General features: G+C 69.5%; 18 protein-coding genes. 8 read left to right on the top strand and 10 right to left on the bottom strand.

Annotation, left to right across the window (positions count from 1 at the left end; translation table 11 throughout):
* The 3 genes from SSOG_RS55815 to SSOG_RS09460 all read right to left on the bottom strand — a co-directional run.
* Positions 1-265, bottom strand: a 265-nt coding sequence (locus SSOG_RS55815) for a Rieske 2Fe-2S domain-containing protein (RefSeq protein ID WP_039937020.1), incomplete at its 3' end; no start/stop codon positions are given.
* A 107-nt stretch (positions 266-372) separates the two neighbouring features.
* A complete protein-coding gene (locus tag SSOG_RS09455; RefSeq protein WP_009713992.1) occupies positions 373-1,851 on the bottom strand; it encodes an aminotransferase class I/II-fold pyridoxal phosphate-dependent enzyme in 1,479 nt (492 codons plus the stop codon).
* Positions 1,852-1,904: 53 nt separating this feature from the next.
* Positions 1,905-2,507, bottom strand: coding sequence for a TetR/AcrR family transcriptional regulator (locus SSOG_RS09460; RefSeq protein WP_009713993.1), 603 nt, complete (start codon positions 2,505-2,507; stop codon positions 1,905-1,907).
* 91 nt (positions 2,508-2,598) lie between these two features.
* Between SSOG_RS09460 and SSOG_RS09465 the strand changes: the two genes are divergently transcribed.
* From SSOG_RS09465 to SSOG_RS09475, 3 genes are all read left to right on the top strand, one after another.
* Positions 2,599-2,973 (top strand): DUF1330 domain-containing protein, encoded by a 375-nt coding sequence (locus SSOG_RS09465; RefSeq protein ID WP_009713994.1) that lies wholly within the window; start codon positions 2,599-2,601, stop codon positions 2,971-2,973.
* Positions 2,973-3,731: an alpha/beta fold hydrolase gene (locus SSOG_RS09470; protein WP_009713995.1), complete on the top strand. Its 759-nt coding sequence runs from the start codon at positions 2,973-2,975 to the stop codon at positions 3,729-3,731. Before SSOG_RS09465 ends, SSOG_RS09470 begins: the two co-directional genes overlap by 1 nt.
* Positions 3,732-3,843: 112 nt before the next feature.
* A complete protein-coding gene (locus SSOG_RS09475; RefSeq protein ID WP_009713996.1) occupies positions 3,844-4,077 on the top strand; it encodes a hypothetical protein in 234 nt (77 codons plus the stop codon).
* A 77-nt stretch (positions 4,078-4,154) separates the two neighbouring features.
* On the opposite strand, the gene SSOG_RS09480 is transcribed toward SSOG_RS09475, so the two are convergent.
* Together SSOG_RS09480 and SSOG_RS09485 are read right to left on the bottom strand one after the other, a co-directional pair.
* On the bottom strand, positions 4,155-4,502 hold the full coding sequence (locus SSOG_RS09480) for an AQJ64_40280 family protein (RefSeq protein WP_039937021.1): 348 nt from the start codon (positions 4,500-4,502) through the stop codon (positions 4,155-4,157).
* A 48-nt stretch (positions 4,503-4,550) separates the two neighbouring features.
* Positions 4,551-5,123: a TetR/AcrR family transcriptional regulator gene (locus tag SSOG_RS09485; RefSeq protein ID WP_009713998.1), complete on the bottom strand. Its 573-nt coding sequence runs from the start codon at positions 5,121-5,123 to the stop codon at positions 4,551-4,553.
* An 80-nt stretch (positions 5,124-5,203) separates the two neighbouring features.
* Here SSOG_RS09485 and SSOG_RS09490 point away from each other — a divergent pair, with 80 nt between their 5' ends.
* The 3 genes from SSOG_RS09490 (at position 5,204) to SSOG_RS09500 (ending at position 7,264) form a co-directional block, all read left to right on the top strand.
* Positions 5,204-5,614 carry a nuclear transport factor 2 family protein gene (locus tag SSOG_RS09490; protein WP_009713999.1) on the top strand — a complete coding sequence of 137 codons (411 nt, stop codon included), beginning with the start codon at positions 5,204-5,206 and terminating at the stop codon, positions 5,612-5,614.
* On the top strand, positions 5,611-5,832 hold the full coding sequence (locus SSOG_RS09495) for a heavy-metal-associated domain-containing protein (protein ID WP_009714000.1): 222 nt from the start codon (positions 5,611-5,613) through the stop codon (positions 5,830-5,832). Before SSOG_RS09490 ends, SSOG_RS09495 begins: the two co-directional genes overlap by 4 nt.
* Before the next feature lie 82 nt (positions 5,833-5,914).
* The gene (locus SSOG_RS09500) at positions 5,915-7,264 is read left to right on the top strand and encodes a family 43 glycosylhydrolase (protein ID WP_009714001.1); all 1,350 of its coding nucleotides are present in this window, start codon (positions 5,915-5,917) and stop codon (positions 7,262-7,264) included.
* 103 nt (positions 7,265-7,367) lie between these two features.
* Here the strand turns inward: SSOG_RS09500 and SSOG_RS09505 are convergent, their stop codons facing one another.
* From SSOG_RS09505 to SSOG_RS09520, 4 genes are all read right to left on the bottom strand, one after another.
* Complete coding sequence (locus SSOG_RS09505) at positions 7,368-8,276, bottom strand: alpha/beta hydrolase family protein (RefSeq protein WP_009714002.1); 909 nt, start codon at positions 8,274-8,276, stop codon at positions 7,368-7,370.
* A 73-nt stretch (positions 8,277-8,349) separates the two neighbouring features.
* Positions 8,350-9,714, bottom strand: coding sequence for a glycoside hydrolase family 43 protein (locus SSOG_RS09510; RefSeq protein ID WP_039940870.1), 1,365 nt, complete (start codon positions 9,712-9,714; stop codon positions 8,350-8,352).
* 181 nt (positions 9,715-9,895) lie between these two features.
* Positions 9,896-11,194 carry an arabinofuranosidase catalytic domain-containing protein gene (locus SSOG_RS09515; protein ID WP_009714004.1) on the bottom strand — a complete coding sequence of 433 codons (1,299 nt, stop codon included), beginning with the start codon at positions 11,192-11,194 and terminating at the stop codon, positions 9,896-9,898.
* A 54-nt stretch (positions 11,195-11,248) separates the two neighbouring features.
* Complete coding sequence (locus SSOG_RS09520; protein WP_167542480.1) at positions 11,249-11,995, bottom strand: FadR/GntR family transcriptional regulator; 747 nt, start codon at positions 11,993-11,995, stop codon at positions 11,249-11,251.
* 591 nt (positions 11,996-12,586) lie between these two features.
* Between SSOG_RS09520 and SSOG_RS09525 the strand changes: the two genes are divergently transcribed.
* Positions 12,587-14,518: a DUF8034 domain-containing protein gene (locus SSOG_RS09525; RefSeq protein WP_009714006.1), complete on the top strand. Its 1,932-nt coding sequence runs from the start codon at positions 12,587-12,589 to the stop codon at positions 14,516-14,518.
* On the top strand, positions 14,515-16,548 hold the full coding sequence (locus SSOG_RS09530; protein WP_009714007.1) for a right-handed parallel beta-helix repeat-containing protein: 2,034 nt from the start codon (positions 14,515-14,517) through the stop codon (positions 16,546-16,548). The genes SSOG_RS09525 and SSOG_RS09530 overlap by 4 nt, the downstream gene beginning before the upstream one ends.
* On the opposite strand, the gene SSOG_RS09535 is transcribed toward SSOG_RS09530, so the two are convergent.
* A complete protein-coding gene (locus tag SSOG_RS09535) occupies positions 16,542-17,507 on the bottom strand; it encodes a glycoside hydrolase family 6 protein (protein ID WP_039937027.1) in 966 nt (321 codons plus the stop codon). The two genes, SSOG_RS09530 and SSOG_RS09535, sit on opposite strands and share 7 nt — an antisense overlap.
* Between the last annotated feature and the right edge of the window lie 280 nt (positions 17,508-17,787).

Genomic DNA, 17,787 nt, shown 5'->3' on the forward strand with positions numbered 1-17,787 from the left:
CCGCGAAGGGGGCGTGCGTACACCGCCCGTCCGCCCCGAACCGCCACCCGTGGAACGGGCACTCCACCTCCCCGCCGACGACCTTCCCCCCGGCGCCCAGATGCGCGCCGTAATGCGGACAGTGCGCGTCCCGCACGCCCGCCTGCCCGTCCGCGCCGCGGAAGGCGATGAGGGCGCGCCCGAAGTAGTGCAGGCTGACGACCTTCCCCGGCCGCAGCTCGCCGCTGCGGAGGACGGCGTACCAGCCGTGGGGGACGGGCGGCATCGGGTACGCGTCGGCCCGCGGGTCGCGCGGCAGGTCGGCGAGCTTGTCATGGCTGCGGCGTAATAGCATGCCCCGATGCTAGCCAGCCTGTTTGGCGCCCCCGTACGTCAGTCCGCACGCGTCCCCTCGACCAGGACGCGGATGGTGCGCAACCCGGGGTCGGCCGGGTCGGGGAGATTCATCCCGGCGGCCACGCCCGTGCGCAGGTAGTCCAGGACCGGACGCTTCAGCACCTCGCCGGGCAGCACGGCCGGGATGCCCGGCGGGTAGGGGGTGACCATCTCGGCCGCCACCCGGCCCACCGCGCTGTCCAGGGGGACGTCCTCCACGGAGCCGAAGTAGGCGTCCCGTGGCAGATGGGACTGGTCCATCCGCAGCTCGCCCGGGCTCGGCACGGCCACCTCGGGCGCGGGCCGCAACTCGTCCGTGCGGTCGGCGAGGTCGCGTAGCGCCGCCAGCAGCGCACCGGTGGTCGAGGCGTCGTCCGCGTGGGTCAGTTGGGCGCTGATCCGCCGGTGGTCGGCCAGATGGGCGTTGACGCCGTGGCGTTCCCGGAGCCAGTCGGCGGCCCGGTAGCCGCTGACCGCGAGTCCGGTGAGGTCGATGACGACGGGGAGCGGATCGATGTCGGCGGCGAGCCCGGGGCCCACGTAATCGTCGTGGCCGTCCACATGCAGGCCGTCGATGGCTTCGATCTCCGTACGGACCGTATGCGCCCGGCGCAGCGCCGTGCCCATCAACTCCTCGCCGTGCAGTGCCATGTGGCGTCGCCATGCGTCCATGCCCGCGTGGAGGAGAACGTTCGGGCTGGTGGTGCCGAGCAGATCGGCGCGGGACTTCAGAAGGGCGGGGTCGATGAGGTCGCCCTGAAGGTGAAACACCGAGCCCTGCTCCAGGCCGCCGCCCATCTTGTGGATGCTGGTCACGCACACGTCGGCGCCCGCGTCCATGGCCCAGCTCGGCAGCGCGGAGCAGAACGGCAGATGCGCTCCCCACGCCTCGTCGACGATCAGTGGCCGCCGTAGCCGATGGCAGACCTCGGCGATCCTCGCCAGATCCGCGCAGGCGCCGTACGGGGTCGGGCTGGTCACCAGGGCGCCCTTGGCCTCCGGGTGGTCCGCGAACGCCCGCGCGAAGTCGTCGGCCGACGGCGGATGGGCGATGTGGCGGGCGGCGTCCCATCGGGGCTCCACCCAGACGGGGCGGACCCCGGAGATGATCAAGCCGGAGATCACGGACTTGTGGGCGTCCCGGCCCACCAGCAGCGTTTCATGCGGCCCTGCAACCGCCAGCATCGCGGCCTTGACCGAGAGCGAGCTGCCGCAGGTGGAGAAGAAGGTGTGCTCGGCGCGCACCGCGTCGGCCATCAGCTCCTCGGCGCGCTCCAGCACCTTGCCCGACTGGAGCCGGTCGTCGAGCCCGCCGAAGGCGAGGACGTCGGCGCGGAACACCTCGTCGCCCAGGACCTTGCGTGCCTCCGGGTCGACGCCCCGGCCCTGCTTGTGCCCGGGCGGGGTGAACGGGAGGAACCCCCGCTCGTGATACCGGGCCAGGGCCTCCAGGACGGGAGCCTCGGTATGATCCATGCGCGACGAGTGCCCCGCCGCCGGGCAGGAAAACGGCACGGCCGGGCGCGGCCTCAGGCGCGGGCCAGCGCCCGGCGCCACTGCTCGGTGACCGAGTGCCGCAGCCGTTCGGTGTCGACGGCCTCGGGGTCGAGAAGCCGTTGCAGCCCGATTCCGCGGAGTTGCCCGACGATGGCGATCGCGGCCTCGTCGGGTACGACGTCGGCGCGGATGGTGCCGTCGGCGAGACCTGCGGCCACGTCCTCGCGCAGATCGGCGCGGAACGCCTCGTCCCGCTCACGGAAGATCGGGGCCAGTTCCGGCGCCGTGGCGGCCTCGGCCCAGAGCAGCAGGAACGCCCGGTGCGCCACACCCGCCCGGCCCAGCGCTCCGACGTAACCGTCGATCAGCCGCAGCAGGCGGTCGAGGCCGGGCGGCAGTCCGTCGAGCCCGGGGACGAACCCGGCCTGGGTGGCGTGGGCCAGGCGTTCGAGGAGCGCCTGCTTGGACCCGAAGTGGTGGGTGACGAGTCCGCGGCTGTACCCGGCTCGCTCGCTGACGCGCGCCAGTGTCAGCGCGCGCACGCCCTGTTCGACGACCAGTTCGGCGGCGGCGTTGAGCAACGCGGATGCGGCCTGGTCACGGCGCTGCTGCTGGGTGCGGCGGGTGGTGGTCATGAAGAGAACCTACAACAAACTTGTTATTCGACCAACAAGTACGTAAGGATCACGGCGTCGACCGACTGTCGGACCGACTGGAGGTTTCCTGATGATCGAGATTGACGACCGTGCCCTGGACACCCTGCTGGCCGAGGACCCGGGTGGCGAAGTGGTGATGCTGAACCTGCTGCGGTTCCGTCCGGACGGCGGACGCGAGAGCTACCGGCGCTACGCCGAGGCACTCGGCCCTGCGATCAACGCGCGGTACGGGGTGCGGGTGGAGTACATGGGAGACGGCGGGCGCGCGCTGGTCGCCGAGGACGGGCAGGCCTGGGACATGGTGTTGCTGGTCCGCTACCCGAGCCGACAGGCGTTCGCCGACATGATCCGTGACCCCGAATACCAGGCAGCGTCCCGTTTCCGCAGCGAAGCGCTGGTGGAATCGGTCCTTCAGCCGACCGTACCGCTGAAGGGACTGGGCTGATGACCATCGTCTTCGTCCACGGCAACCCCGAGACGGCGGCGGTCTGGGACCGGCTGCTCCCCGAACTGAAGCGCACGCGCCCGCGTCTGGTGTGCCTGTCCCCGCCCGGGTTCGGCGCACCGCTACCGGCCGGGTTCGGCGCGACCGTCACCGACTACCGCGACTGGCTGATCGGCGAGCTGACCCGCTTCGGCGAACCCGTCGACCTGGTGGGACACGACTGGGGCGGCGGGCACGTCCTGAACGCGGTGATGAGCCGCCCGGACCTCGTACGCAGCTGGGTCAGCGACTCCATCGGCGTCTTCGAACCCGACTACGTCTGGCACGAGTTGGCCCAGCGGTGGCAGACGCCGGGAGTCGGCGAAGCCGATGTGGCCTCCCGCTTCGGCGCGCCCCTCAACGAACGGATCGCGACACTCACCGACCGCGGGATGCACGAGGCGGTGGCCGCGCAGGTGGCCCGGGGTCAGGACGAGGCGATGGGCCGCGCCGTGGTCGCGCTCTACGCCTCGGCCGCACAACCGGTGATGGCCGAGCTGGGCCGGAACCTGGAACGCGCGTCGCAACGGCCGGGACTCACCCTGCTCGCCACCGACGACCACGCGGTCGGAACCGTCGAGCAGCGGCACCGCGCCGCCCGCCGGGCCGGTGCCACGGTCGAGCCCCTCGACGGGCTCGGCCACTGGTGGATGACCCACGACCCCGCCCGCGGCGCCCGCGCCCTCACCCGCTTCTGGGCCTCGCTGGACCACGGGTAGGCGCGGCGCGGCCATCGACAGCCGCAACTCAGCGCATTCTTTGACGAATCACTCCGGCGTTCGGGGGCACCCGGCCGCCGAGACGGAACCGCACGGATGAGGAGGCACCACCATGGCCCACGCCACCGAGACCGGCGAGACCACCGGCACCAAGGACAAGGACTACAACCTGGTCTGGTACGTCGAGGCATGCCTGAGCAACGCGCTGAAGATGGAGACGTACATCCAGGACGCGGAGCGCGAGAAGGACACCGAGGTCGCGGAGCTGTTCCGCAAGGCCCAGGCCGACAGCCGCAAGGGCGCCGAGCTGGGCAAACAGCTGCTGAAGTCGCGCATCGGCAGCTGAGTAGCCGACCGCCCCGGCCCCGCGCGGCCCGAGCCCCCACCGGCCCGGACCGCGCGGTACTTGGCACCCCGAACGCCTCACCCCATGGCGTCCCTGACGGCGGTCCGCGCGTCCTCCCCCAGCACCTGGTGCGCGGCCATGCCCGGCAGGGCGGGCAACTCTGCCCAGTGGGTGACGGGTTCGGCGCAAGGGCGGCCGTAGGGCAGGCGGACGACACGGTCGGAGTCGACAAAGCAATCGCGGTACTCGGTGCCGTCCTCGGCGATGTGACGGTTGGTGAAGTACATCGGCAACACCAGCCAGAAGTCCTCCCCCACCGCCTGCCCCGGCTCCGGCGGATAGCAGCCCGACGTCGCCGCCGCCACGGGCATCCCGCTCCTCGGCAGCCTCTCGCGCGCGTCCACCCACTCCACCACCGCGTCCATGCCCGCTCCTCCCCGGCTCCGGCGCTCCGTCAGACGGCCATTCTCGCCCTACGGCGCAAGGAGCCGCAGGAGCCCCGAGTGGAGCGCGGCCGTGGCGTCGGCGGCGGACACGCGACCGGCGCGGACCTCCTCCCCCGTGGCATGGCTCAGCGCGATCACGGCCGCCACCTGCCAGGAGAGCGCGGGCCCCGGGTCGAACTCCCCGCCATCCCGGCCGCGTTGCAGCACGCGCCCGATATGGTCGGCGATCGGCTCATGGCGTACCCGGTCCTCCTCGGGCGCCGCCGGACGGCCCCCGAGCCGGATCAGCGCCGGATACGCCTCGGACACGCGCCACGCCGCGTCCAGCAACCGCAACAGCGCCTCCCCTGCCGGACCCTCATAGGCCCCCGCCGCGTCCATCTCCTCCGCCACCTTCTCCGTCATGCGCTCGGCGACCGCCGAGAGCAACGCGTCCCGCGAGGAGAAGTGGGCGTACACGGTCTGCCGGGTGACCCCGGCCGCGCCCGCGATGGCGGCCATGCCCGCGTCGGGGTCCTCGCCGAGGAGTTGGACGGCCGCGTCGAGGACGGCGGTACGGCTGCGTAGGGCGTCGGCGCGTCGCCGCGGCGAAGAACTCATCTCTTACACCTTGTCAAAGTTTTCGGATCCTCTATATCTTACAGCCTGTAAGAGTTAATGCCCGGAAGGGAGCACGCACCATGAAGCCACTGCCCCAGAGCACCCCCGAGCAGTTCATCGCCGACTTCTTCACCACCTTCCACGAACAAGTCGTACGGGGCGACCACGACCCGGCCCCGGCGATGGCCCGCTTCTACACACCCGACATCGTCATGATCAACGACGGCATCCGGCTCGACTGGGACAGACTCCTCTCCCACATCCACCCCGTCCGCAAGAACCTGGCGGAGGACGACGACTCCCGGTTCGAGGTCCACGAGGCCATCGCGGACGGCAATCGCATCGCGGCCCGCCTCACGATCCACGCGGCCACGCGCAAGAAGCGGATCGCCACGGACGTCGTGGCGTTCTACACCTTCACCCCGGACGGCCGGATGACCCACGCCCACGGCATCACCCGGCCCGCCCCGAAGCCGCAGGAACCCTCATGAGCGAGCCCACCTCCACCTCCACCTACAAGGTCATCGGCATGGCATGCCACAACTGCGCCGCCACGGTCACCGAGGAGGTCGAACTCCTCGACGGCGTCACCGCGGTGACCGTCGACATCGCCAGCGGCTCCCTGACGGTGACCAGCCACGGAAACCTCTCCCCGGCGGCAGTGCGCACCGCGGTGGAGGAAGCAGGCTACGAACTCGCCGCCCCCTGAACGGCGCCCCGGGCGAGGCGTCTTGTTCACCGCCGGAGCGGATCCCTACCGTGGCTTCCCGGGCAGGGCGCCGGTGCCCTGCATGACCGGAAGGGACGCACTGATGGCCAGCTCCGAGCACGGATTACACCTCGACCGGCGGTTCTTCCTGGCCGGTGCCGCCGGTTCCCTGGGCGCGGCGGCGCTACCTGGGGCCACCGCGCACGCGGCGCCCTCACGGCGGTATCCGTCGAACTGGCCGGACCCCGAGCCGTACGGCCTCGCGGACGTCCGGCCGGATCTGTGGCCGCGGGAGGACAACTCCTTCATCCTCCCGCTCGAGTTGCGCCCCCGCGACGAGGAGGACGGCCGGGTCTGGATACGGGACACCTACGTCAACTGCTTCGTGGTCGACGGCCGTCCGCTCTACGTCGCCACGGGCACCACTCGCGCGCCCGGGCTCGACGCGGCCGGGCCGTGGAACGACGGCATCTTCGTCTGGGTGTCCCGGGACATCCGGGGGCCGTGGAGGCTGGCCGACACGACCGGTATCCGGCCCGGCGCCGAGCGGGGCAAGGTGTGGTCACCGGAGTTCATCGGCGAGAACCGGCCCGGCCGCACGGTCGTCGCCCCGTGGCAGGAGTACTGGCACGACGACCGGTTCGGCAAGCGCAGCGATGTCTGGGCGCCGGAGGTGCACCACTTCCGCGGCACGTGGTACATCGTCGCGTGCATGGGCGACCACTCCCGGAAGGTGGGCTCGTTCCTGCTGGTGAGCGAGGGCGGGGTCGAAGGCCCGTACCGGCTCGTCAAGGGCAACCTCGACAAGCCCTTCGGCGATCTGGCCCCCGGCGGGCCGGACTTCATCGAGCCCGGCGCCTACCACCACATCGACGGCAGCCTGTACGCCGAGGGCGACGACGCGTGGCTGGTGCTGCACAACGACCTGTACGCGAAGTTCCGGGACGACATGGAGGACATCGTCCCGACGACGAACCTCCCGAGGTTCCGGCAGACGCGCTACTCCCCCGAGCCGTATCTCGAAGGCGCGTACGTGTTCCGGCACCAGAACAAGTACTACCTCGTCCACGCCGCGTGGAACCGCACCTCGACCAACGCCGACGGCGCCCGCCGCCACGCCTACGACCCGCCCGGCCGCGGCCGTGCGCAATACCAGTACGACGCGATCGTCGCCGTCTCGGACCACTTCGAGGGCCCGTACTCCCCGCGCTGGACCGCGGGCGTCGGCGCGGGCCACAACAACTTCTTCACCGACCACCGCGGCGACCTGTGGGCCACCTTCTTCCGCAACCCGGCCGCCGGCTACTGGTCCGCCCCGTCGCGCGTCGCGGACGCCGCCGTGCCGGGTGTCGTACGCCTGGAATGGACCGGCCCGAAGGGCAACCGCCTGTACGTCCAGCGCCGGAACCGGGGCCGCACGATCGGCGCTTGACCGTCGGCCACCCCTGTCCCCCACGGTCGACCAATGTGAGGCGGGTGGTTCTTGGCCGATCCATTCGTCAGATGGCGTCGTCCGGCTTACAGGTTCGTCGCTGTCACAGGGCCGCGACCCAGGACGTTCCGTTGCTCGTGGCGTCGCCCCGGAGGCGGTCACGGGCGGCGGTGTCGCCGTACAGGCCCCAGCGGAACCAGTCCAGGAAGGTGTTCTCCGTCTGGGCGTAGTACGGGTACTGCGGTGTCAGGAACGAGCCGTGGTCGGCACCGTTCTGGGTGAGGAACGCCTTCGGCGCGGGGAGTTCGCTGTACGCCTGCCGCGCCGAGTTGATGGGGCAGGTCCCGTCGTTGCTGCCGTGGATGAACAGCACCTTGGCTTTGAGACCGGCGGGGTTGCCCATGTCCACGCAGGCGACCGGCACGGCGGCGACGATGCGGTTGTCCGGCCAGGCGGTGAGCAGGCCGTGGGTGGTCATCCCGCCCATCGAGTGGCCGGAGACGCCGACACCGGTCCTGGTGTCGATGTGTCCGGCGAACGGACTGCCCGTGTTCAGCGCCAGTGTCCGGGTGAGGACCTCGGAGACGTCCTTCGACCAATTGCCGTTGTAGACGCTGCCGATGTTGGTGTTGTCGGAGAACGAGGGAGCGGGGCAGATGAAGCCGGCGGCGGCCAGGTCGTGGGTCTGCGAGGAGTAGCAGTCGGAGTTGCACCCCATGCCGTGGCTCCACTCGGCGATGGGGAAGACGCCGCTTGCGATGGGGGCGTCCGGGATGGGGTTGCCGCCCGGGTTGCCGGTGGCGGCCGGGTAGAAGATCTTGGTGAGGAGCTGGCGCCCGCCGCGGGACCAGTTGTACTGCCGTACTCCGATGGGGAACTTCTGGGTGGGCGCCTGCCGCGGGGAAGCCGTCCGGGGTGTGGGGGTGTCGGCGACCGCTGTGCCGCCGAGCGCGGATAAGCCCACGCCGGCCGCGGCGGCCGTGCCGAGGAAGGTGCGCCGTCGCATCGACATCGATGACTCCTGGTGGTGGATGGGAGGGGATGTGGTGGCCGGGGTTCAGTCGCCCGAGCACCTTGGCGCGGCGCTACTTCGACGCTGTCGCCGCGGAGGCGGCGGTGAACCGCCACCAATTCATGTTGAGCAGATAGCCACTGCCGCCGGTGAACCTCAGATACAGGTCCTGGGTGCCCGTCGCGCCGCTGACCGGACAGGACACCGTCGTCCAGGTCTGCCACCCACCGGTGTTCGGCACACCGCACCGGCCCGCCACCGTCCCGCTGGGGCCGCCCAGGCGCAGTTCGACGGCGCTGCCGTCGACCGTCGAGGCCACGCGTGCCGTGAAGGACGACGCACCCGCACCGAACCCGACGCCCTTGACCTTGATGTAGTCGCCGTTGTCGATGTATCCGACATTCAGCCCTCCGTCGCCGGACGGCTCGGTCTCGACTCCCGACTCCCAGGCGATCGTCTCGGCTTCCTGACGTGTGTACGGATCGAGCGTGCCGACCTGAGGCGCCCCGGCGTTGGTCATGTTGATCGTCGGGATCGTGCCGTCGGACGTGTAGGAGAACTTCTCCACGGCGACCGAGCGCGTGTAGCCGCCCCCACCCGTGAGGGCGCCGTTGTGGTAGAAGAAGTAGGAATTCCCCTTGAAGTCGGTGATACCCGGGTGATTGGTGAAGCTGCCGCCCTGGGTGGGCATGACCGTGCCTCGGTAGGTCCACGGCCCGGTCGGGCCGGGGGCGGTCGAATAGGCGATGAACTCCGAGCAGCACTTGGCCGCGAAGACGATGTAGTACAGGCGGCCCCGCTTGTAGACCCAGGGCCCCTCTTCGAACAGGGTGGGCCGGTTGGCGTCTCCCGTACGGGTGCCGAAGCCCGCGGTGGTGAGCGGGATCTTGGTGGGGCTGCCCGAGTAGGAGGTCATGTCCGCGTTCAGCTTGACGTACCACAGGTCCGGGTTTCCCCAGTACAGGTATGCCTGGCCGTCGTCGTCGATGAAGACCGTCGGGTCGATCTGGCCGTTCTCCACCAGGGGATGGCCGAGGGCGTCACGGAACGGCCCGGTGGGGCTGTCGGCCACCGCCACGCCGATGGCCATCCGGCCGGTCGCCCGGTTCGTCATCGGCACGTACCAGTAGAACTTGCCGTTGCGGTAGACGGCCTGTCCCGCCCAGGCGTTGGAGGATGCCCAGCTGAAGGAGGACAGGTTGAGCGGGGAGCCGTGATCGGTCCAGTTGACCATGTCGTCGGAGGACCACACCCGCCATTCCTTCATGGTGTAGTTGGTGGAGTTGTCCTCGTCGTGCCCGGTGTAGAGGTACACCCGGCCGTTGTGGACCAGCGGCGCGGGGTCTGCGGTGAAGATGGTCTGCACGATCGGGTTGTCCGCCCTTGCCGCGGTGGGCTGGACGACGGCGGGGACGGCGAGGGCGAGCATGAGGCCCACCACCCAGGCGACTGCTCGCCTGAGTCTCCTGCCGGCCGAAAACGGTAACGCTGGCGAAAGCGGTCGGGCGTAGGTCATCGTCGGCTCCCAAGGCACTGGCTGACGCAGAGGTGACGGCCGAGAGGGTCCCCGCCGCGATCAGGACGCGGGCGACGGCCGGCCTCGAGTCGGAATGAGCTGGTCAGCGGTAGCCGGCGGCGACCACGTTGGCCTGGACGGCGCTCTCCGTCTGGTCGGACGGATAGCCCGCGACCATGGCGCCCTCGTAGAAGGTGCCGGCGCTGAGGTTGGCGCCGCCGCCGGGCTTGCAGCAGTCGCCGCCGCTGCCCAGGACGATGGCGCCCTGCTTCTTCATGGGGCTGTAGCCGCCCGGCAGGGCGCCGTCCCACAGGGTGGTCAGGTTGCCGGCCTGGGCATCGCTGCCCTTGATGGCGAAGCGGGAGGTGCCGTTGTTCTTCAGGGTGGCGGTGACGAACTTGCTGGTGAAGGCCCGCTGCTTGGGGTTCCAGGACTGGCTTCCCCCCGGGTAGAGGCCCCATTCGAGGTCCGCCTGGACCCACGGGCCGCGGCCGGAGCATCCGCCGAACCAGCACGAGGTGCTGAAGTTGATGGCGTCCATGGCGCCGGCGGCATCCGCCTTCCGCGTGGTCTCGCTGTTGCCGTAGTCGAAGCAGCAGCCGTTGTTGACGTGCGTGCCGCTCGTCACCATGTACATCCCCTCAGGGCTGCTGCCGGTGGGGATGCCGGTGGTGTGGCCGTCGCGCCAGTAGCTGTTGCCGGGGTTGATGTACAGGGAATACGCCTTGCTGCCACCGGCGGTCAGGGACTCGGAAGTCGCCTTCGCGGGGCTGCTCTGGCTTGAGCCGGGGACCTGAGCGGACCCCTGGTACCACAGGTCGTTTCCGCGTCCGGACTGGTCGTAGACGACGGTGGTCACGCAGGTGGCGCCGGAACAGAACGAGTCCTGGGCGGCGGCGTTGGCGACACCGCCCGCGCCGAGCGCGCCGATGTCCCGGGTGGCGTTGTCCGACGAACGCCTGACCTGGTACAGCTTGCCCCCGTAGGCCCCGTAGAGCGCGCGAACCGTGCTGTGTGCGGCCACACAGGGGGTGCCGCCCGAGGCGTAGATGTCGCACGGCCCGGTGGCGGCCGCCGACGCCGCCACCGGCCAGGTGAACACGGTCGCCAGTGCCGCGATCGACATCAGCGCCGAGCGTGCGGCAACAGCCACGGACGAACGCCGTCTGCGGGGCCGTGGCTCCGACGGGGATGCTGATGAAGGCTGCATGGCTCTCCTCCCGGAGGGACGTGTCGACGATGGCGCGGTGAGCGGCCACGTCGCGGATAGAGCATGTGCATGACAAGCCTGAAGTCCGTGCGCGCGGTCTGCGGAGCCCACGAGCACAGGGCATTCGATATGCCGAACATTGGTCGTACTCTCGGTAGGCCAGGATCGTAGAGAGGCCCTGAGGTTTGTCAACCCTTTCGGTGACGAGAGGGCTACCGACCCGTCGGCCGCGACCGGTCGGGCGGATCAGCCGAAGACCCGGCGCTGGATCTCACGCCGGTAGTCCTCGAGCGTGTTGTCCAGATGGGTCATGGCGGCCCCGGCCGCCGCCTCCGGATCACCGTCCCTGATGGCCCGGCAGATCGCGGCGTGTTCCTCCACGGCTTCCGCGGCATGGCCGCCGACCGTGCCGTGCAGTCCGATCGTGCTGGACTGGCGCTGCAACCGGCGCGCCTCGCGTACCGCCGCGACGAGGAACGGATTATGCGAGGCGGTGGCGATGCCGAGGTGAAAGTCGTCGTCACCGCGGTCGAACAACGCCCGCTGCCCCGTCACGTGCCCCTCGCGGCACATCTCCGCCGCGGTCTCGATGGCACGCAACTCGGCAGGAGTCGCCCGGGCGGCGGCCAACCGGCTCGCCGCGGCTTCCTGCACTCGCCGGAATTCGAAGAGCTGGTAGACGTGTTCCAGGTCGGTCGGCAAGAAGATGCTTCCCCAGCGCGAGGAGCCCAGCAGACCCTCGTCGTCCGTCACGTAGAGGCCCCGCCCCTTGTGCGCGCGCACCCGCCCGATCGCGGAGAGGATCTTCACCGCCTCCCGCACCACCGTGCGACTCGTGCCCAGACGGGAGGCCAGGTCGTTCTCCGTCGGCATCCGGTCACCCGGCTGCAACCGCAACTCGGCGATGAGCTCGAGGATCTGCTCGGCCACGAGCTCGTACCCGGGGCGGTAGGCGCCCGTCGACTCGGCATGGCGCCGCTGCGAGGGCGTCATAGGGCCAGTCGCCGGCACAGGCTGTCCGTCCAACCGCTTACCTCCTTCAACGGAGAGGCCACACGCCCGGTGCCCGGCTGCGCCCCGTAAGGGAAGAGAATATACCTGCGCCATATGTGAAAAATGTGTCTGACTTATTTTGGAGATGCGCAGAGCAACTTATCCATATATAAGGCGGTAAAACTCCATCGTAAAGACGTCAGCGCCGAAAAGTTTGGAAAATAGGCTCACTCATTCCGTTGACTGTGCTCATGCGGGCGGCTCTTATGTGTGACGTCCGCCTGACAGGCCACGTTCTTCCGCCAGCTGCCACGAACACTGAGTGGAGTCGCTCATGACAGCGAAGGTCCGCGCGGTCGATGCCAGGAGATCAGGAAAAGGCCGCACGCCCACCACCAGGACGCCGCCGTTTTCGGGTGGCTGCGCAACTCGGCGCTGTACTCGTTCCTCGCCCTGCTGATCACCTGCTCATGCCGAACGCCACGTTGGTGGTGCCGCTGTTCCTGGAGATCAACGCGTTTCACTCGCGCAACGTTTTCTGGTGGCCGGCATGCTCGCCTCCCGTACCGCCCCGCTCGGAATGGAGATCTGATGGGATCCGTCATCACGGCCTCGGTACCGCTGATGGAACCGCCGGGCTGGGCGACGGCGCAGCGTGCTCTGTTCGACCTGCTCGACCATGCCTGGCGCCGGTTCGCCGATGATTTCACCGACTCCGACGGGCGACTGCGGTACGCCGGCGGACTCGGTTCGCGCGACGGCGCGGACGACTTCTACGAGGCCTTCTTCAACTGGCCACAGCTCTACCTCCTCGGCGGGCACGAGGACCTGCTGGCCCAGTCCGAGCGGCACTGGGAGGGAGTCACCCGGCAGCTGACCGAACTGGGCATGCTCAAAGACGAGTACGAGCGAGGCTACGACTGGTTCCACCAGGGTGAGAGCCTGCTGCTGTTCTACTTCCTGTGCATGGCCGCCCCCGACCGCTGGAAACATCGGGCACGGCGCTTCGCGGACCTCTACGTCGATCCGCGGCACGGCAACTACGACCCGGAACACCGCATCATCCGCCGGCCGCACAACGGCAGCGACCCCGACCGCCGGGGGCTCTTCGACGGCGATGCCTACCCCTGGCTTCCCCAGGAGGCCCGGACGTACGGCTTCCCTCTGGAGTGGACGGTGCCGGACGGCGCCGATGCCCCACCGCTCGACCGCGACCCGCGACTGGGCGACGAGATGCGGCGGCGGATCGGCTCGGGAGACACCGCGGTCAACCTGGCCGCCTCGGGACTCGTCCTCAACGCCCTGATGCTGACCGGTGATCCGCGCTATCGCCGCTGGATAGCCGAGTACGTGGACGCCTGGCGCGACCGCGCGACCGTTCACGGGGGGATCCTCCCCGACAACGTCGCCCCGGACGGCACGGTGGGCGGGCTGCTGGACGGCCGCTGGTACGGCGGGCACTACGGCTGGTCCTGGCCGCACGGGTGGTACAGCGTCGGGCACGCCGCGATGGTCGCGGCCCTGGCGGGAGCGGCCGCCACAGGCGACGGCTCCTGCCTGGACCTGGTCCGCCCGGCGCTGGACGAGATCATCTCCCACGGGAGGATCATGACCTTCATGGAGGCGGACTCCAGCCTCCGGTCGAAGTGGACCGTTCAACTCCGCGAGGACGTGACCACGCCCACGCTCCATGTGCCGTTCCGGTACGCCGACCGAGGCTGGTTCGACTACAACCCGATGCTGATGGCGGTCCCGGTCGCCCTGTGGCACCACTCCGCCTCGGCCGCGGACCGGGAACGCCTCGAACGCCTCCGGTCGGCCAGTGGATACGACTGGCGTGTCGTGCGCCCCTTCCGGAACAAGGAGGAGGCCGGGCACGAGGAGCCGTGGTTCGCCTTCCTCACCGGGGACGCCCCTGACTACCCGGAGCGGATCCTGGCGGTCGCGCAGGCCCAGGTGCGCCACCGGCTGGCCCGGATGGAGCGCTACCGCGGCACGGACGTGCCCGAGGCCGACATCCACCTGTGGCAGCAGTCGAACCCGGTGGTCACCGAGGCCCTGGTCCAGCTGACCTGGGGCGGGCCGCAGGTCATCTACAACGGCGGACTGCAACAGGCACGCGTGCGGTACTACGACGCCGTTGCCCGGCGCCCCGGTCTGCCCTCCTCGGTGGCGGCCCTGGTCTCCTGTGTCGACCCGGAGGCCACGGTGGTCGACCTGGTCAATCTCGACCCCGAGGGCGCGCGATCGGTGATCGTGCAGGCGGGGGCGTTCGCCGAACACAGCATCCACACCGTGCACCACACCATGTGCGAGAACCCCACCTGGATCGGCGGTCTCTACGACTACGGCCACGGTGAGCCGGTCGTCACATCCGCCATGGTCCGTGTCGGCGGGCCATGGCTGGGGGTGGAGCTGCCGCGTTCCACCCGGATCCGTCTGACGCTCCGGCTCGACCTGCACAGCCGGCCGCCGTCCTACCGCACACCATTCGATGACCCGGGCACCGAGGAGACGTCATGACGTACCGCCTACCAGGAAGGGCACTGGCCGCGCTCACCGCGGCCCTCACCGCCTTCACGGCCTTCACCGGGGCCATGCTGTCCACGGCCCACGCGGATGCCGGAGCCGCAGGTGCCGCCAAGATCGTCGTATCCCCCGGAGGCAGTGACCGCAACGTCGGCACGGCTGACCACCCCGTTGCCACCCTCGCCAAGGCGCGGCAACTCGCCCGGTCCCTGTCCGGCACGTCCGACGTGGTCGTGGAGCTGACGGGCGGCACCTACCGCCTGACGGAACCGTTACGACTCACCGGAGCCGACTCAGGGCGCAACGGTCACACCGTCACTTGGCGGGGACACCCCGGGCAGACGCCCGTTCTCTCCGGCGCGCTGCGGGTGACCGGCTGGAAAGTCCATGACGCGGCGGCGAACATCTACGCCGCACCGGTGCCGAAGGGAACGGATTCGCGCCAGCTCTACGTCGACGGCGCCGGCGCGCCCCGCGCCTCGATCACGATCTCGCGCAACGACGTCCAGGTCACCAAGACCGGAATGACCATCGTCAACCCCAACCTGAAGTACCTCGCCTCACTGCCCCGGCAGAACCGGATCGAGGTGGAGAGCCAGAATTCCTTCACCGACCGCTACGCACCCGTCCAGAGGGTCGACGGCACCACCATCACGATGCAGCAGCCGGCGTGGAACAACAACAACTGGGGTTACGACACCCTCGCCAAGCCCTTCGCCGGCGGCACCCTCATGCTCCAGAACTCCTACTCCTTCCTCAAAACGGCCGGGCAGTGGTACCTCGACCCGGACGCCGGCCAGCTCTACTACAAGGCACCGGCCGGCAAGAATCCCGCCGACAGCGACGTCGAGCTGCCGCAGCTCACCTCGCTGATGCAAATCGGCGGCACCTACGACGATCCGGCCCACGACATCACCGTCCAGAACATCCGCTTCGAGTACTCCACCTGGCTCCAGCCGGGCACCTCGACCGGCTACGCCGACCAGCAGAACGGAGCCTTCCTCGCGGCCACTCACCAGCAGCCGAACGACTTCCTCACGTCCTGCCAGTCCGGCTGCCCGCTGTTCGAGGCGGCGCGCAACAGCTGGCACCAGATCCCGGCGGCCGTACAGGTGTCGGCCGCGCGCGGCATCACCTTCACCGGCAATACCTTCACCCATCTCGGCCAGGTAGCTCTCGGCATAGGCAACGACGCCAACGCCCACGCCTCCGGTGTCGGTCTGGGCGCGTCGAACATCACTGTCCAGCGCAACACCTTCACCGACGATGCCGGCGCCGGCATCGTGGCCGGCGGTGTGCAACCCGACGCCCACCACCCGTCCAACCCCGCGATGGTCGACAAGGACATCACGATCAAGAACAATCTGGTGACCAGGGTCGCCCAGGACTACAAGGACATGTCGGGCATCCTGACCACCTATGTCACCCACGCGGTCATCGAGCACAACGAGGTGTCCGACCTCGCCTACGACGGCATCGACGTCGGCTGGGGCTGGGGAGCCAACGACCCCGGTGGCAGCACGGACTACAGGAACCGGGGCCTGTACAACTACCAGCCGGTCTACAGCACACCGACCACGTTGTCGGACAACTCCGTGCGCTACAACCTCATCCACGGCACCAAGAAGGTCTTCCACGACGGTGGCAGCCTGTACAACCTGTCGGCGAGTCCCCGCACCGTCATCGAGGGCAACTACATCTACGACAACCGCAACACCGTCGGCCTCTATCTGGACGAGGGCTCCCGCTACGTGACGCTGTCGCACAACGTGATCCGGGACTCCGGGGTGTGGGCCTTCACCAACGCCAGTCCCACCAACAACACCAACGACAGCACCTTCTCGGAGAACTGGTACAACAGCGGCGCGACCCAGGTGGCGACCGGCTCCCCCCACAACAACGTCCTGAGAGGAAACGTCCAGGTGAGCAGCGGCAATTGGCCGACGGCCGCACGACAGGTCATGGACCGGGCCGGCATCGAGCCCGGCCGGCGGCCCCCCGTCGACCGCCAGGCCGATCAGTAGCCGTAGATCATCTTGTAGGCGGCCTCGGGGAGGAACTGGCCGGCCGAGGAGCCGGATCCGACGCCGCAGTTGCCGTCGGACTCGCCCGGGGTCTTGATCCACAAGAGCATCTCGGCGCCTCCGCCCAGCTGGGTGGGGGTGCCGATGCGGCGGCCCGACGGATTGCACCACTGGCCGTTGGATCCGTTGCCGTTGCGGCTGGTGTCCACGACGAACGGCTTGGTGTAGCCGTAGCGGGCGTTGAGTTCGCTGTTGACGCGGTTGCCGTAGGCGGTGTTCTCGGCCGTGGTGAAGTAGTTGGAGACGTTGAGGGAGAAGCCGTGGGCCTGTCGGAGGCCGGCTTCGTGGAGGCGCCGGGCCATGGTCGCCGGGTCCGCCCAGCCCGGGTTGCCGGCGTCGAGGTAGACCCAGGTGTTGGGGGCCTGACGGTTGAACTGGGCCAGGGCGCCGGTGAGCATGCCCTCGCGTTCGTCGATCTGAGCCTGGGTCATGCAACCGTAGTCCCCGAGGGAGTCCGGTTCGAGGATCACGACAGCCGGGCGGTTGGCTATCCCGCCGGCGAACTGGGCGATCCAGGTCGCGTAGGCGGACGGCGAAGCGGCCCCGCCCGCGGAGTGCCCGCCGCAGTAGTCGCGGTTGTATATGTTGTAGGCGACGAGGATGGGCAGTTTGTCCCGACTGTCCGCGGCGCCCACGTACGCGCCGGTGGCGGTGCCGATGGTGCCGCTCCAGGAGCCGAACCAGCGGGCCATCGGGGTATTGGCGATGGAGACGTTGATCGCGGACGCCCGGCCGTCGCCGGAGTTGGCGGCGACCCACCTCTTCGCGCTGGAGTCGGGGTCCGCGTAGAACCCGTTGGTCATGGTGGTCGGGTCGGCCGCGTGGGCGGACGGTGCGATGGCGAGCGCCAGCGGCAGAGCGAAGAACGCTGCCACCAGGGCGCGGAGTCCGTGGCGCATGACTGTACCTCGGTTTCCTGACAGGGATGCGGCGCACGCTCTCGGTCACGGGCGAGCGACGCGCTGAGGAAGTGCGGCGATACGAGGCCCCCTTACGCCGGCGACTCCCCGGCGGGGACGACAGGGCCGAGGGCGGCGGCGAACGTTGGGAGCGCTCCCATTGGGAGCGCTCCCAAGCGCTGAAAGTACTTGGGGTGTGGGAGGTATCGTGTTGCGGGCTGGTGAAACTGTCAAGGGTCGACGTACGACTCGCGGGCCGTGACATGGGATGCGAGCAGGA

Source organism: Streptomyces himastatinicus ATCC 53653 (assembly GCF_000158915.1).
GTDB classification, from domain to species: domain Bacteria; phylum Actinomycetota; class Actinomycetes; order Streptomycetales; family Streptomycetaceae; genus Streptomyces; species Streptomyces himastatinicus.

What these genes read in the sequence shown, in the direction of transcription:
- SSOG_RS09535 (WP_039937027.1), bottom strand. Translation starts at nt 17,507, where the DNA reads ATGCGCCACGGACTCCGCGCCCTGGTGGCAGCGTTCTTCGCTCTGCCG.
- SSOG_RS09465 (WP_009713994.1), top strand. Translation starts at nt 2,599, where the DNA reads ATGATCGAGATTGACGACCGTGCCCTGGACACCCTGCTGGCCGAGGAC.
- SSOG_RS09525 (WP_009714006.1), top strand. Translation starts at nt 12,587, where the DNA reads ATGGGATCCGTCATCACGGCCTCGGTACCGCTGATGGAACCGCCGGGC.
- SSOG_RS09460 (WP_009713993.1), bottom strand. Translation starts at nt 2,507, where the DNA reads ATGACCACCACCCGCCGCACCCAGCAGCAGCGCCGTGACCAGGCCGCA.
- SSOG_RS09500 (WP_009714001.1), top strand. Translation starts at nt 5,915, where the DNA reads ATGACCGGAAGGGACGCACTGATGGCCAGCTCCGAGCACGGATTACAC.
- SSOG_RS09480 (WP_039937021.1), bottom strand. Translation starts at nt 4,502, where the DNA reads ATGGACGCGGTGGTGGAGTGGGTGGACGCGCGCGAGAGGCTGCCGAGG.
- SSOG_RS09490 (WP_009713999.1), top strand. Translation starts at nt 5,204, where the DNA reads ATGAAGCCACTGCCCCAGAGCACCCCCGAGCAGTTCATCGCCGACTTC.
- SSOG_RS09495 (WP_009714000.1), top strand. Translation starts at nt 5,611, where the DNA reads ATGAGCGAGCCCACCTCCACCTCCACCTACAAGGTCATCGGCATGGCA.
- SSOG_RS09530 (WP_009714007.1), top strand. Translation starts at nt 14,515, where the DNA reads ATGACGTACCGCCTACCAGGAAGGGCACTGGCCGCGCTCACCGCGGCC.
- SSOG_RS09470 (WP_009713995.1), top strand. Translation starts at nt 2,973, where the DNA reads ATGACCATCGTCTTCGTCCACGGCAACCCCGAGACGGCGGCGGTCTGG.
- SSOG_RS09520 (WP_167542480.1), bottom strand. Translation starts at nt 11,995, where the DNA reads ATGACGCCCTCGCAGCGGCGCCATGCCGAGTCGACGGGCGCCTACCGC.
- SSOG_RS09505 (WP_009714002.1), bottom strand. Translation starts at nt 8,276, where the DNA reads ATGTCGATGCGACGGCGCACCTTCCTCGGCACGGCCGCCGCGGCCGGC.
- SSOG_RS09455 (WP_009713992.1), bottom strand. Translation starts at nt 1,851, where the DNA reads ATGGATCATACCGAGGCTCCCGTCCTGGAGGCCCTGGCCCGGTATCAC.
- SSOG_RS09485 (WP_009713998.1), bottom strand. Translation starts at nt 5,123, where the DNA reads ATGAGTTCTTCGCCGCGGCGACGCGCCGACGCCCTACGCAGCCGTACC.
- SSOG_RS09475 (WP_009713996.1), top strand. Translation starts at nt 3,844, where the DNA reads ATGGCCCACGCCACCGAGACCGGCGAGACCACCGGCACCAAGGACAAG.